9 protein-coding genes are annotated in these 12,654 nt (G+C 59.8%); 3 read left to right on the forward strand and 6 right to left on the reverse strand.

Annotated elements, in window-relative coordinates:
• Window positions 1-5: 5 nt before the first annotated feature.
• The 5 genes from ACFO5X_RS02835 to ACFO5X_RS02855 all read right to left on the reverse strand — a co-directional run bounded on the left by ACFO5X_RS02835 (window position 6) and on the right by ACFO5X_RS02855 (window position 7,231).
• Window positions 6-2,069 (reverse strand): dynamin family protein, encoded by a 2,064-nt coding sequence (locus tag ACFO5X_RS02835; RefSeq protein ID WP_380715686.1) that lies wholly within the window; start codon window positions 2,067-2,069, stop codon window positions 6-8.
• Between the two features lie 134 nt (window positions 2,070-2,203).
• Complete coding sequence (locus ACFO5X_RS02840) at window positions 2,204-3,451, reverse strand: hypothetical protein (RefSeq protein WP_380715688.1); 1,248 nt, start codon at window positions 3,449-3,451, stop codon at window positions 2,204-2,206.
• Window positions 3,448-4,401, reverse strand: a complete 954-nt coding sequence (locus tag ACFO5X_RS02845) for a PP2C family protein-serine/threonine phosphatase (protein ID WP_380715690.1) — start codon at window positions 4,399-4,401, stop codon at window positions 3,448-3,450. The genes ACFO5X_RS02840 and ACFO5X_RS02845 overlap by 4 nt, the downstream gene beginning before the upstream one ends.
• Window positions 4,402-4,409: 8 nt before the next feature.
• A complete protein-coding gene (locus ACFO5X_RS02850) occupies window positions 4,410-5,870 on the reverse strand; it encodes an FHA domain-containing protein (RefSeq protein ID WP_380715692.1) in 1,461 nt (486 codons plus the stop codon).
• 11 nt (window positions 5,871-5,881) lie between these two features.
• Complete coding sequence (locus ACFO5X_RS02855) at window positions 5,882-7,231, reverse strand: serine/threonine protein kinase (protein WP_380715694.1); 1,350 nt, start codon at window positions 7,229-7,231, stop codon at window positions 5,882-5,884.
• A 558-nt stretch (window positions 7,232-7,789) separates the two neighbouring features.
• Here ACFO5X_RS02855 and ACFO5X_RS02860 point away from each other — a divergent pair.
• The 3 genes from ACFO5X_RS02860 to ACFO5X_RS02870 all read left to right on the forward strand — a co-directional run bounded on the left by ACFO5X_RS02860 (window position 7,790) and on the right by ACFO5X_RS02870 (window position 11,514).
• Complete coding sequence (locus ACFO5X_RS02860) at window positions 7,790-8,908, forward strand: response regulator (RefSeq protein WP_380715696.1); 1,119 nt, start codon at window positions 7,790-7,792, stop codon at window positions 8,906-8,908.
• 191 nt (window positions 8,909-9,099) lie between these two features.
• Window positions 9,100-10,485, forward strand: coding sequence for a sensor histidine kinase (locus tag ACFO5X_RS02865; protein WP_380715698.1), 1,386 nt, complete (start codon window positions 9,100-9,102; stop codon window positions 10,483-10,485).
• A gap of 243 nt (window positions 10,486-10,728) precedes the next feature.
• Window positions 10,729-11,514, forward strand: a complete 786-nt coding sequence (locus ACFO5X_RS02870) for an acyl-homoserine-lactone synthase (protein WP_380715700.1) — start codon at window positions 10,729-10,731, stop codon at window positions 11,512-11,514.
• Here the strand turns inward: ACFO5X_RS02870 and ACFO5X_RS02875 are convergent.
• Window positions 11,511-12,500 (reverse strand): C45 family autoproteolytic acyltransferase/hydolase, encoded by a 990-nt coding sequence (locus ACFO5X_RS02875; protein WP_380715702.1) that lies wholly within the window; start codon window positions 12,498-12,500, stop codon window positions 11,511-11,513. The genes ACFO5X_RS02870 and ACFO5X_RS02875 overlap by 4 nt on opposite strands.
• Window positions 12,501-12,654 lie beyond the last annotated feature (154 nt).

Here is a 12,654-nt window from a genome sequence, read left to right on the forward strand (position 1 = left end):
CTCCCTTATGCCGCGTAACGTGTCAGAGTTTCGAGCGCATCCTGCAGCGCGCCCTGCCGCTCCAATTCGCTGCGGTCGATGAAGAGTTCCTGAACATCCGTAACAGCGCCCGCGCGGCTGCCGAGTTCCAGCAGGATGTCCTTTTGTTCATCCATGAAATCGGTAAGCGCCCTCAAGGCACCCTCTTTCACTTCGGCAGTTTGCACGACTTTCAACTGATGCATGAAGTCTTCGGTTTCCGCCGTGATCAGACGCTGGAACTTGAGTGCGAAGGCCTTGTAACCTCGGGTCCGGCGCCACCAGGATTTCCACCACCCGTCTCGAAAATCGAGAGCGATGGTCTGCCCCAATGCGACAGGCGACGGAATCTCCGGCGCCATGGGCAGGCCGATCTGGATGCCCCCGACCACCGACCCGAACGCCGCGTAGTAGAGTTCCGCCAGATCCGTCACCGCGGATTCAAAGCTCTTCACCGCCAGTGCATGCGCCCTTGTACCAAAGACGTTGTAGGCCGAGCGCAACAGCATACGCAGCCCAGTCGGGCTGTATTCCCAGACTTCGCCTTCGCCGTAGGTTTCAAGATGCTCGATGAGCGAGTGGGTCGCACGCTCGATGAAGTTAGAGTGCGCTCGGTCCGCCCGTGTCTGGTAGTCGGCGATCAATGCGTCAAAGTCGGCCTCCAACTTGGTCAGATGCCGCTCGGCCAGATGATCGAAGCGCGACCGCACATCGTACATCGTCAGGTCCTCCGATGTCTCGGACCCTTCTATCGTGATGCTTTCGGCGACCTTCTGGCTTGACGCGATGGTGACCGCAGAGTTTGCGATCTTGCTGAGGATCGCTTCGCCGCTATCCGCCACAATCCGCTCGCTGAGATGGCGGAACAGGTTCGGCAGCCCAGAAAGCTCCCAAACCATGTCGGCGGCAGACGCGCCAAGGGAGGATCCAGCCAACGCATTGGCGGCCCAGTCGAGCAGGGCATGCGAACTCATTGCGGACATCGTTTCGATCCCGCCGGAAAGGACCTTGTTGGCCCAATAGGCGCTGCCAAAGATGATCGCCGCGCCCGTGGGCCCGTTCTGATCGATCAGCGTCTGGCGAATACTCTCTTCGATCTCGGGAATCTGGTTCTGCGGATCGGCAAGCTCGTCTATGCGGTTTACAAAGATCAGCACGTCACGCGATTTCAGGTTCGAAATCAGGCGAATGAGGCCCATGTCGACCGAGGTGAGCGCCTGATGCGCGGAGAGGACGACAACGCATATCCTGCTTTCACGAATCGCCTGTATGGTCACCTGTTCGCGCATCATGAAGGTGTCATTAACGCCGGGCGTGTCGCGCAGGCACATCCGGAAAGGCACCGTGGGGCAATTCATGTACAGATCGGCCGACCGAGTTATGTCAGCGAAACGGCCCTGATCTTCCGAGCCTCCGGCCTCTCCTTCCAGCTCGAATTCGTCGCCAAGGCAGATGTAGCGTTCGACGAGGTTCTTGTCGAAAAAGCCGTATTCATGCTCCTGACCCAGCAACAGCTCGAACTTCTTGCCCAGCCGCTTGCGAGATTTTTCCCGCATTAATTCGATCTGTTCGCGGATCTTTTCCAACTCGCTTTCGGCACCGGCTCGCCCCGCCAGTTCGCCGATTCGGCCACCCTTCGTCAGAAGACGGTCCCACTCCCTTTCGGTCATGAACTTGAAGCGAGCACCAATCTCGGCGCGTTTGCGGCCCGGCGTGAGGTGTAGCGAGGTAACGACCGATGTCCACGGATTCACGTCGGAGGGCAGAAGGTCGGCCCAACCGGCCATCGCATTCACCAGGGATGTCTTGCCCGACTTCACCTGGCCAAGGATTGTGATTGTCGGCTCGTATTCGGCCAAAGATTTGCGCAGCCGTTCAACTGAACGAGAAGTGCTTTCGCCGGTGACGGAACAGAGCGATTCGAGTGTCTTGTCCAGATGCTCCACCCGGTCGGCAAACTCGACCATCCCCTCGAGACCAGCGCCCAGATTGCAGGGCATAACCGGTGCCCGAAGCTGCGTGGCGGTCTCCTTGTCAGCGTCGATGGTCATGACGTCTTGCCTTCCGTACTGATTTTTGCCTGGTCTGGGACGTTCCTCCGGCAGGCCCAAACCTTTCCGTCGCCGCGCTCGAAACTCGGCGAAAAATATGGTCAAAGTTGGGCTGTCTGTTGCCACTGTACACGTTACTGACCCAGGTCTGCCGCGGTCTTCTCTCCGATTTCCTTTTTCAATTGCAGAAGCAGCGTCACGGCATCGACAGCGGCGTCTTCGTTCTTTTCCAGCTGGAAGAGCAGCATCATCTCGGCGCCCTCCTGAGTGTCAGACTGCACACTGCGCGTGAACCCATCGGTGCCACCCGCGGCCTGGAACAGCTCGGCCAACTGGTTCGCCGTCGCGACGCACCGTTGGAGGACATCGGTCGGCTTGGGGCCGGAAGAGCCCGCCAAACCAGCCACGATGTCATTTGCCTGCGCCTGCAACAGAGAAATGGCCTTGTCGAAAACCTGCTCGCCATCGTTTTTGGACACGACCTGGTCCGGTTTGGATGGCCCTCGGAGATCGCCTGAATTCGCTGCTTCGGCGTAGGTCTTGACGAAGGAAGATTCCAATTGCGGAGCGAACTTTTTCAGAAGCATCTGCGCCTGATCCATGTCCGCAGTGCGCCCGTTGTCGACCTGGCGCATCACGCCGTCAAACAGCTCTTTGCCCCCGCTGGACCGCCAAAGCGCCGTGTTGACCTGTGGCCCGGCGGTGCGGGCTGTGATCGCCTGAATCGTTGCGACGGGATAAAGGCCCAGAAACTCTTCTTCCACCAAAGGCCCAAGCGCGGCGATGCGTTCCTTCAGCAGGCCACGCATCATCTGGCGGTCGGCCATCGTCAGGACCAGAAAGGCATGATCCTTTACCTCCTCCGGCACACCGGACCAAAGCTTTTGCTCGGAGCTATCGAATTCCTCGCTGCACCACAGAACCACGTCCGCCCATTGCGCGACCCAGTTTACCATCGAAACCTGATGACCGAAGCCCGCGTTCAAGGACACTTCGATATAGTTCTGGCGCAACAGGTCTTCGTGCGGCAACTCGATTCGCGCCCGCACCGCCCCAGCCGGCACATCCTGCGGGGTGGGCACACCACCACGCCGCAGATACTGACCGTCTTCCAGTTCGAAAGACGTCCGCGCCTTGGGCCCGTGCGCGATCTCAACCACCGGAATACCCGCCAGGGCGGTGACGGAGACCTGCGGAAACATCATGTTGATAAGAGACGACTTTCCGCTTCCCGGTAGCCCGACAATGGCCACCTGAACCGGTTTCCTGAGGTGATCGAGCAGACGGGCGCCCCACTGGTGCCATTCGGTGGGGAACAACTGCCGTTCAAGCGCGGTCTGCAGGCGGTCGACGACGGGTTCGATGGAATTTGCCAGGCTCACGCAGATTGCTCCATGGAAACGCGATACGTGATGCCCTTGCCGCCGCGCGCGTTGGCGGTCGAGGCGGTTGCGACGAATGTCGTGGACTGCCGTTTACGTGGCGGCGCCGGCAAGATTTCGTAGACCTGCGTACCCGCGGTGCCGATCTGCGCCACGCAATCGTCGGATTCCACCTTGATCACACAGATACTTATGTTGTCCTGATCCGGGTCATCGAGATCGGACAGGCATCGCAGGAGCGCCCCGACGATTTCAGTGCAGGGCAATTCGGCGCTGGCCTGCAGCGCCTCGGCAATCTCTTCGTCCGCGAGAAACTGCAACCCGTCGCTGGCCGCCAGCACGATGTCGCCGGCGCGCAGCCGGACCGGAATCGCCGGGCAATCGATCTGCGGGATCTCGTCGCCGATCAGTACCGAGGTCAGGCTGTTGCGGTCGGGATGGTTCATCGCCGCCTCCCAGCTCATGGCGCCGGAATTGACCAGATATTCGATCTGCGGACCCATCGAATGGTCCTGATTGAGCCGCACCAGTTCGCCCTGGCGCATCAGATAAAGGGGAGAATCCCCGACCGAGATCCAATAGAGATTCGCGCCCATGAGCACGGGCGCCACGAGGGTCGTTCCCATTCCGTGTGTGTCGGGATGCGTTTCAGCATGGAAGCGGATGCAGTCATTGGCGCTGTGAATTGCGTCGAACAGCACGGACGAGATTTCCGTTTCGAGCAGATTGGGATCGCCCGTCCGCATCTTCAGTTCACTGAAGACTTCGGTGGCGACGATTTTCGACGCGATGTCGCCCGCGGCGTGTCCGCCCATGCCATCGGCCAGCACCGCAAACCCCATGCCCGCGCCGACGGGGAAGTCGGTGACCACGGCATCCTCCTGAAACTCGCGCCGGCCCTGATGCAAGGCCGAAGCGGCGTCGTATCTGATCTGTGCCTGGGAGTGCATCGTGCGTCCTAAACCTGTGACCAGTCGAACGCCTCACCACACAGCGCGACGAAGCGCAGCGTGGTCTCGCCGATCCGGATGGTGTTGCCGGTGAAGATTTCCTCTGTGCTGAGGACAGGGCGATTGTTCAGGCGCACCAGATTGGCCTTGCCACCGTGGCCGAGGTAATATTTCCGCTGCTCACTGTCATATGCGATGGCGGCATGGTTTTCGCGCGAGATAGAGGTATCACCGAGGTCGAGCCGGATCGCCTGCCCCACGCCCCGTCCGATCTGCGCCACGCCAGCCGGCAACGGAAACGAGGCGCCCGTGCCTGGCCCGGCCACCACGACTAGCCAACCAACGGGGAACATGACAGGAGCCGGTGCCGTGGAATCCTGTTCGTTCGCGTCCGACTGCGCCGGAGCAGCGGCTGCGAACGGGTCTACCTGCGTCTGACCGCCGTTGAAGCCGAGCAGTCGCGTTTTCACCCGGCCGGCGCGACGATTGCCTCGTCCAAAGGCCGGTGCGGGCACGTCGACGGCATCTTCCGATGCGGATCGACCTGTCGGGGCAGGTGCGGAAACGGCTTGCGCGGGCATAGGCGGTCGGGGTGCCTGTGACATGGCCGGGCGATATGGGGCGGCAGGAGGCATGACCGCGCGCGGCGGCGAAGGGTCGCGGATCGCTTCGCGCGGATTCACATCACGGTCGGAACGGGCCTGCGGCACCGCACCTGTCCATAGCCCTGCCGCCATCGCCGGGTCATCATCTTCGGGCGTCGCCATCTCGGCCGCGGCAATAGCAGAGAACAGGCCTTTTCGAGACACGCTGGGCGCTTCCAGCGGTTCGACGTCGTCAGCCGCGACGCTCAGATCGTCAAAGTCATCTTCATCCGGATCGGCCAGATCAAGGTCGTCGTTGGCCATATCGTCGTCGTCTTCGAATACCTCTGCACGAAGAGCCGCATGCTCAAAGTCCCGCTCCGGCTTGTCAGACATTTCCGTCCTGGCGGCGGCGATTGCGGCGCCGATGCCTGCGCGCAAGGTGAGATCGCCCTCGCCTTCTGGATTTACAGCACCTTCGTCGTCCTCGGGCTCGGACAGCACGTCCAGCTCCGGCTGCCCGACCGGAAGCTCCGATTCGTCTTCTTCGTCCGCCGGCGCATCGATTGCCGGTTTGCCGTGGCGCGGGGGGATGTCGTAGCCGAACTCGAAGTCGTCCGCCGCGATTGCGGAGGCGCTGCCTTCAGCTTCGTCGTCGTCCATCGGGTTCAGAACGTTGAGGATGTCTGCGTCATCGTCCACCAGCGACGTGAGCGGCAACTGGTAGGTGGGCCTGGGGCCGGGCGACGTTATCGGCGTACGGGGGGCAGAGATAACATCCTGTGGTAACGGCGGCGACTCAGGCGCCGATGCGCGGGGCGATTCAGCCCCGCGGCCGAGCGCCAGCGCGCGCTTTTCGGAAATGATGTCACGAATGAATTTCATGTCCCTCTCCTTCAGTTCTGGAGCGCCGACGCATCGGATTCGCGGCGGCCGGGCAGGCAGGCCGCAAGGAACCTTCCGATGGTCGAGCGTGAGACTGGGCGTTCTGCGCCAGCAGTGTCCTTCTTGTTCGCGGGCTCAGCCCGACCGTTATCGTCGCGTCGCACGGCCTTGGCCTGCCCGCGCACCGCACGATCCTGTTCGCGCATCCAGGCTTCGACATTTTCGACGGGGTTGCCGAAAATATCGACCTGCTGAGCAGGTTTTTCCTGTTGTCCATAATCCGTCGCCCGCTGCCGCCGGTTCTTCAGACGTTGGTCGGCCAACTTCTTGGCATAACCGGGCATCCCTTGCTGGACCTCCCGGTTAGTGGTTTCGACCAAACGCGAAATAGTAACAGACAGATCACCGTCGACGGCAGGCGTGGGGCGCTCGGGGCGGGCACAAGGCGGCGCGTCCAGCAGATCGAGCCATTCTCGCGCTGTGCCAATCCGATCCTGAGGAAGGACCTCCAATGCCCTGTCGATCGCGAGCAGGAAGTTCACGTCATGATCCCAATCGCCATCCATCAACCGGACGTATGGGTCAGGCCTGCCGGCAGCAAGGGCCGCAACCCTGTCCTGGCTGTTGGGCGGGGCGGCACCGGTGACGAAATGATAGAACGTCGCGCCCAAGGAATAGAGATCGGACGCCGGCGTCTGTTCCACATCCTTGAGATAGAATTCATGTGGAGAATAGCCGTCTTTGACCGCCAATAATACAGAAAGGGCCCGGTTATCGCGCCCCAGTTGCTCCCGAGCGGCGCCAAAGTCGATCAGGGTCAGATGGTTCTCGGCCCCAAGCATGAGGTTATCCGGAGAAATGTCTCGATGCAGGATGCCGATTCCGTGAAGGTAATCGATCGCGTTCAATGCATCCCGCAGGGTGGACCCGAGCACGTCCGGCGTCAGCCTCTCAGGCTCGTTGTCCGATATGCTCAGCATGTCTTCGCCGTCCACATAGGCCATCGCCATGTAGGCCGTATTGTTTTCCTCGAAGACCTGATGCACCTGCACGATGTTGGGATGGCTAAGCCGCGCCACGCGGCGGGCCTCGCTCAGAAAGTGCTTGAGGACGGAAGCGAACTGATTGGCCCATTCGGACGACAGCGGATAAACCTTGCCTGCCGACCGGCCACAAAGTGCGCCGGGGAAGCATTCCTTTATGACGTATTGCCGGTCGAGGGAATCATGGGCCAGATACGTGATGCCAAAGCCACCACGTACAAGGTAGCGCTCGATCCGGTACTGGCCGAGCAGAAGGGTAGCGCCGACGGGCAGTTCATCCTGCTGGCGCTCCTCTTCGAGAATGCTGTTATCGAACAAGGCCGGCAACTTTCCATCTGAACCAGTAAAGACGCACCCACGCTGTGCGACCACTTCCTGCACGCGCGGGCACGAGCAGATTGGCAGCGAATTGTGTTAAGAAGTTGTTTGAAACGGGCCAATCGATAGGCCAAACACTGGATCATATTTTATTATTAATATACAATGTCTTAACATTTTTTCAGCAACGGGGCGCCGTGCCTTGCGACGACAGAAAGGCGCAACCTACACCGTTCCAGCAGCCAAAACGCTGGAACATGGAGAAATTATGGCAATGCTCACCCCCTCTTCTGCGGGCCTAATCCCACCAGTTTACGCTTTGTCACCGAATCCCGGCCCTGCCGATCCATTGGCGGGAAGACGGAAACACCAAGGCTGTCGCAAGCGGAGGACCGGGGTCAAAATCCTGTATGACGGGTGTCTTCTGACACAAATCAGGTCATTAATGATCGGAAAATGCACTGAAAAACCCCCCGGGTACCGCCAATTTGCCACTTTTTGGGCCAAATTCCTAAGTATCCGTAACCATCGACAGTTTGTGGCAATGGGAGTAAATCGGTGAACGCTGAGAACAACATCGGCAGCTCTTTTCAAGAAAAGCTGACCCGGCGAGCTCGCCTTCAGGAGGATCTCAGGGTCCTCGCCGTAGACGACGACCTGAACATTCTGCAACTCTTGAAGACCGCTCTTTCGGCATTGCATTTCGATATTTCGATCTCCGATTCCGCAGCCAACACGCTCAAGCTGCTCGCAAGACAGGAAAAGCCTTTCGACTGCTTCCTGCTGGACATCCAGATGCCCGGCATGAACGGGATCATGCTGGCGAAGGAAATCCGCAAACTCCCCGAGTACAAGCATACGCCCATTCTGATGCTGACCGCGATGTCCGACCGGGAATACGTCGATCTCGCCTTTGTTGCGGGCGCCACGGATTATGTCACCAAGCCATTCGACTTCCTGGAACTGCGCAGCCGCATGTCCGCGGCGCAGCGTCTCGTTCAGGAACGCCGGATTGCCGAAAGCAATGCTCTGCAAAGCCAGAACACCGACCCCAAAGCGAAATTCCCTTTGGATGAGCCGATTTCAATCGACGGCATCGACCGCGTGTTGCGATATGCCGAGTTCGACAACTACATCATGCAGTTGTCGCAGGGCCGCCTGTTCAGCACACACGCCACCGCCGTGAAGCTGGTGGATGCCAAACGACTGCACAAGGCCCTATCGGCAGACGAATTTCAGCTGCTCTTGCGCGACGTTGCGCTGAGCCTCGCAAAGGCCACCAAAAAGACTGGCGATATCATCTCGTATCGCGGCGACGGTGTCTTCCTGACGGTCAAGCATGGACGCAACGCCGCCCAGGACGCGCCGGAGGAAGAGGCCTTCAATCGTCTTCTGCTCACCCTGCAAACGCAACGCCAGTCGCGCACAGAGGCGCAGGTGATCGTGGGCGACAGCGTGTCGCTGCGCTCGCTGTCGAAATCAGGCTCACTGATGTCGATCAGCCGTGCCATCGAGAACGTAGAACTGCGCGATCAGATGGCGCATGTGGCCGAACCGATGAAACGGCGTGCGTCCGGACCTGGCGGAGCGGTCGAATCCGAGACCGTGAAGAAACGCGCCTACGAAACTGTCCTGCGGGACCTGTTCCGAGAAGATCCATCGCTGCGCAACGACTGATGTTTTAGCGAATTCGAGAACAGCAGGCCGGGCCCTTATGGGTCCGGCCTGTTGCGTTTGGCAAACCGATCTGTCTGCGGCTTCAGCAGCGACCAACTTGTAGAAATTGCCTCAAATATGACACGCCTCGTGCCTATTCCCTCCCGATTCAGGCAATAGTTGAAGAATTGGAAATCTGAGCGGTGGCCCCGATGATCAAGACGGTAGACGAGACGCTGAACGAAGGAGAAGTCTCCGAGGAGCCGGTTGGAGCGTCTGAGCAGCAGATCCGCGACTATTATAACGGGTCAAAGAACCTTGTCTGGCAGCGCCAGGCAATCTTCTTTGCGGCAACCGTCCTGACGATGTTCTATTTCGACCCAATCAAGTCGATGGCGTGTTATGGCGCCGTCCTGCTGACCGAGGTCATCGACTTTGCCATTTCGCGTCGGGTCGATCAGCATCAACGTATAGACGACGCGAGGGCCCGCAGCTTTCGCGGCTGGATCATTGCCGCCACGATCCTCAGTTCGTGCGCGATTTGCCTTTTTGCGATCATGATCGCCTTGCAGGAACCGACCGGAGGCCACTTCACCCCTCTTTTCTTCCTGCTGTCAGCGGCCATCTTCGCCGCAATGAACAACCACCAGATCGTCAGCGCCCTGGCCGTGCGCCTTGCGATCTACGGGGCCAGCTTCCTCTTCATCGCCCTTCTGGACATCCTGCGGGAATCCCCGCCGATGAGTTCGGACCACTGGCTGCACTTCTTTACGGTGCTGTTCTCGATGTACTTCATCGTCGACTGTTCTTTCGTGTTTCTCAAGAACTACCGAAAAAACCTGCGTCAGATGGAAGTGCTTCGCGAAGAGCACGAACGAACGAAGGTGGCCTATCGCGCCAAGTCCCAGTTCGTCTCGGTCGTCAGCCATGAATTGCGCACGCCGCTCACCTCGATCAAGGGATCACTCGACCTGATCAACACGGGCATACTTGGGCCTGTGCCGGAGCAGTTTCAGTCGGTGCTGCGTATCGCAGGCAGGAATGCGGAACGTCTGGGCGACCTGATCAATGACATTCTCGACCTTCAGAAAATCGAGGCTGGCGAGATCTCGTATCGCTTCAAGGCCATCGACGTGAAAGACCTGATCGATGAAGCCGTCGAGGCCAACAAGGGCTTTGCCGACAAGATGGACATCACCCTGTTGGCCGATATCGATGGCAAGGACGGGGCACCCGTTCGCGGGGACGAACGCCGCCTGATGCAGGTCATGTCCAATATGATCTCGAACGCTCTCAAGTTCTCGCATGCCGGCGGAAAGGTGACGGTCGGCTTTGAACGCATCGGCGACAAGATTCGTATTCAAGTTTCAGACCAGGGCGTCGGCATTCCCGAAAACAGTCGCGAAAAGGTATTCGGCAAGTTCACCCAGGTGGATTCCACCGACCAGCGCGCCTTTGGTGGCACCGGGCTCGGGATGAACATCTCCAAGAAGATCATCGAACAGCACGACGGACAGATCGACTACGTCAGCGAGTTGGGTGTCGGGACGACCTTCTTCATCGATCTAAAGATCTGGGATCAGGCGCGCGCTGCCTGACCCGCACATTTCGCCGGCCCCGAACCGCCAAGGGTGATTCGCGCAAAGATTGCATGCCGGCCAAACAACTCGCCAACATCGTCCTGCTGATGTCAGCAAGGCGCCGCCTTCCCGGGTTGACGTAGCGATACATGTGTCCTGAGCGGTGCAAACCGGGAACAGCTTTGAAATTGTGGCGAGATTGTGTGGACTATTTGTCAAAAATATAGCTAGCTTCGCCTTAAAAATGCTTTGAGGCAGTCAATGAAGCATTCCCGGAGCACAGTCCCGGCCGAACCAGCTTGGTCGGCATTTCCTGATTTGGCGCCTGCTGGCGACGCCGACCAAGTGCGTGCGGCTGCAGAAACCAAAGCGGCTTTGCCAGGCCTGATGAAAGTGGATCGCCGCCAGTTTGTACAGGCAATGGGCGGCGCGCGCGCCAGCACATTGTCCTTCACCAACATGCATACATACGGTGAGCTTCTGGTGCGGTATCTGAAGGCCCGCAAGGATGTATTCATTGATCGGCTGCACTGGAGCCTTCCAAATGTCGATGGGATGGAATTCGACCAATACGATACACCCTTGTGTCGCTGGGTGATCATCCACGAATTCGGCGAGGTTCTGGCAGGGATCCGTCTGGTTCCGACGACGGCCCGGTGCGGAACCTACACGTATATGTTGCGGGACGCGCAGCATGGACTTCTTGAAAGCATCCCTTCGGATGTGCTGTTCTTTCCGGCACCGGTCGAGGACCAGATCTGGGAGGCGTCCCGGCTCTTCATCACCGATCACGTCGCCGCGCAGCGGCGCAGTGTGGTACAGTTTCTGCTGATGCAGAACATGATCCTGACAGCCACGGGCGAAGGCGCGCGTCATGTGATCGGAATCGTTCCGGCCGTGTGGTCACGGTGGTTGCGACGGCTTGGTCTTTATGCCGTTCCGGTCGGGCCGCGGTTCGAGATCGAAGGCACGGTGAGTCAGGCGGCACTGTTCAACGTGGCCGATCAGCTGGCCTGGGCGCAGATCGACATGCGGGAGCCCGGCTAAAAGGCCGAGAGTGGAACCGAACCGGGAAAGGTCAGCGTGACGCTGTCCTCGGTGAAGGCATCGAACCCTTTCGTCCAGACCTGACCGGGCCAGTGCCATTCCGCGATGCCCTGTCGCGGGCGATAGGCCGCTGTGAAGATCGTGCCGAAGCCCGCGGCAAACGCCGTGGAATAGAGGGGCGGGCGCAGGAAGGTGCGGATGAACTTTTCCTGCGTTTCGGGATGCAGGGTCAGACGCTGGAGGAGATAGCGTTCCCGTTCCACCGTGGCCGTCAGCCGGGCGTGCGAGGACCACTCGACCCTTTCCTGATGATTGGTGGCCACGGGCGTCTTGGTCAGCACCGCGGGTCGGTCAGGCGCGAGGTAGGCGGTCAGGAAGTGCCGGCGCGCATCCACCACGGTGACGTTATAGCTCATGTGGCAGGGAATGCGGGAGAGGGCTGCGCCGGCCTCTGCCGTCGTGGTGCAGGTCTGGAGGATATAGCGCAGGATCAGCGGCACGCCGAAACCCTGCCCTGTCTCGCGCCGGCCGCCAAAGGTCAGCGAGACGGCGAGGCCCGCGTCGTTCATGCCGTCCACCAGACCGAAGAGGCCGTCGGTGGTGCCGATCACGCCCCTGCCCTGCCAGTCGGTCTTCAGAACGATCCCGTCGAAGGCGGAGGGATCGTAATCGTAGTTGCGCACCAGCAGCGGTTCCTTGCCCGGCCAGATGGCCTGGGAACATCCCGAAAGGTAGGCCGGCGGGCAGTAGAAGCTCAGAAAGCGGGACTCGAGGTCGCCGCCGCCGACGAGATCGCAGAGGGCTTCATAGAGGGGGGACAGCTCGGGCATGTGGTGCGCCAGCGCGCGATGGCATTCGTGATAGGTCGGGCGGTTCGAGAGGCCCTCGCGCGACCACCAGCGGGCGTAGGCCGGCCAGTAGTCGCGGAACAGGGCGGCCCATTTAGGGCCCGGCTGATCCTCGGATATGGCGCGGAAGGTGAGCATAGGGATTTGTGAACCTGATCCGGAAGGGAGGCAAGAGGGAGCGTCCCAGCTAGGACGGGGGGTCAAGTTATTGAAACTTATACCGATACCGCTAACATACCCTTAAGACGTTCCTTGAAACCCATGGGGATGACGCCAGTGAACGATCCGCTTT

The sequence above is a fragment of the Seohaeicola nanhaiensis genome (genome assembly GCF_042654245.1).
Lineage (GTDB): Bacteria > Pseudomonadota > Alphaproteobacteria > Rhodobacterales > Rhodobacteraceae > Seohaeicola_A > Seohaeicola_A nanhaiensis.

Excerpts from the sequence above, each read along its gene's own strand:
- ACFO5X_RS02835 (WP_380715686.1), bottom strand. The coding sequence starts at position 2,069 with ATGACCATCGACGCTGACAAGGAGACCGCCACGCAGCTTCGGGCACCG.
- ACFO5X_RS02845 (WP_380715690.1), bottom strand. The coding sequence starts at position 4,401 with ATGCACTCCCAGGCACAGATCAGATACGACGCCGCTTCGGCCTTGCAT.
- ACFO5X_RS02850 (WP_380715692.1), bottom strand. The coding sequence starts at position 5,870 with ATGAAATTCATTCGTGACATCATTTCCGAAAAGCGCGCGCTGGCGCTC.
- ACFO5X_RS02865 (WP_380715698.1), top strand. The coding sequence starts at position 9,100 with ATGATCAAGACGGTAGACGAGACGCTGAACGAAGGAGAAGTCTCCGAG.
- ACFO5X_RS02870 (WP_380715700.1), top strand. The coding sequence starts at position 10,729 with ATGAAGCATTCCCGGAGCACAGTCCCGGCCGAACCAGCTTGGTCGGCA.
- ACFO5X_RS02875 (WP_380715702.1), bottom strand. The coding sequence starts at position 12,500 with ATGCTCACCTTCCGCGCCATATCCGAGGATCAGCCGGGCCCTAAATGG.